The sequence below is a fragment of the Sinorhizobium sp. BJ1 genome, assembly GCF_002531555.1.
GTDB lineage: Bacteria > Pseudomonadota > Alphaproteobacteria > Rhizobiales > Rhizobiaceae > Sinorhizobium > Sinorhizobium fredii_B.
This window is the reverse complement of sequence record NZ_NWTH01000107.1, coordinates 1-1,175: the sequence shown is the minus strand read 5'-3', so window position 1 is coordinate 1,175 and position 1,175 is coordinate 1. Positions and strand designations below refer to the sequence as shown.

1 protein-coding gene is annotated in these 1,175 nt (G+C 55.1%); it reads right to left on the bottom strand.

Going from position 1 to position 1,175, the window contains the following annotated elements; all coding sequences use genetic code 11:
* Positions 1–185 precede the first annotated feature (185 nt).
* On the bottom strand, positions 186–1,100 hold the full coding sequence (locus CO676_RS34250) for a LysR substrate-binding domain-containing protein (RefSeq protein WP_097524310.1): 915 nt from the start codon (positions 1,098–1,100) through the stop codon (positions 186–188).
* Between the last annotated feature and the right edge of the window lie 75 nt (positions 1,101–1,175).

Genomic DNA, 1,175 nt, shown 5'->3' with positions numbered 1-1,175 from the left:
AGCGCGCTTTAGCTAACGAAGAAACCAGGCTCTTGCACAAGTGAAACTTGGCTGGGGAAAGTTGAGCAAAACAGACATTTGCGCTGTTGTCCATAACGGAGCTTTCGAAAACAGATGACGGTCGTCGCAACCTGCGCCGATTGCCCTTCGTACGCGCGGCCACCTGGGATCGCTGCTGGATCGGTTTAGGCTTTCGGCACGCCGATCTTTGTCGTCCCGGGCAGCGATTGCATCCACTGCGCAAAGCAGAGGGCGCTCCGTGGAACAGGCCGATTCTTGGGAGCAAGCAGCAGATAAGACTTCTCCTCTTCAATCGCCACTGTTGACAAGGACACAAGGGTCTTGGCCCTTAGCTGAGACAATACGACACTTCGCGGTAGGAGAGCCACTCCTTCACCAGCCAAGCATGCAGCAAGGGTAAGATTGCCGTCTGGAAAGATCGTGCCAGTCTCTGCGAGCTGAGGATCAACGTCAAAATCCATCGAGATCTTTCTTAGCCAGAGACCCCAGAACTTTCGGTCATCATCATGCAAAAGCGTCATGCGCGCCAGGTCGCGAGGATCCTGGTAGTTGTTCCGCTGCAGATAGTCTGGCGATGCAACCGGCACGGTCGTGCCGTCAAGAAGCGGCATAGCAACAAAATCCGGGAAATCGCTCGGATTGCCATGCTCGATGGCAACATCCACGGAAGCAGGGTCTAAACTTTTAGCCGCTCTCGCATATTGGATAGCCACCTGAATGTCAGGGAACTTCCCCCAAAAGTCGTGCATCTGCGGCATCAGCCACGCGACCGCGAACATGGGCAGACAAGAGACGCGCACCATCGGCGTAGAACCGCGTTGTCGCAGAAGTTCCGTCTCGGCATGGATGCTGTCGAAGGCTTCACAAACCTTAAGCCTGTATCGTTCCCCGGCTTCGGTGAGGCGGATGCCTCGGCCATTCCGCTCTACAAGCGAAACCCCAATCCACTCCTCAAGCTTTCGGATCTGATGACTGACCGCAGAGTGAGAGACACACAGCTCCTCGGCCGCTCTGGTCACGCTGAGCATACGAGCGACAGCTTCAAATGAACGTAGCGACTGGAGTGGCGGCAGCTTCATATTGATTGGTCTATCATATTCACATATTGAAGCGCAATACGAACCGGTCACCGCCTCCCGTCTGCACTATAAGCC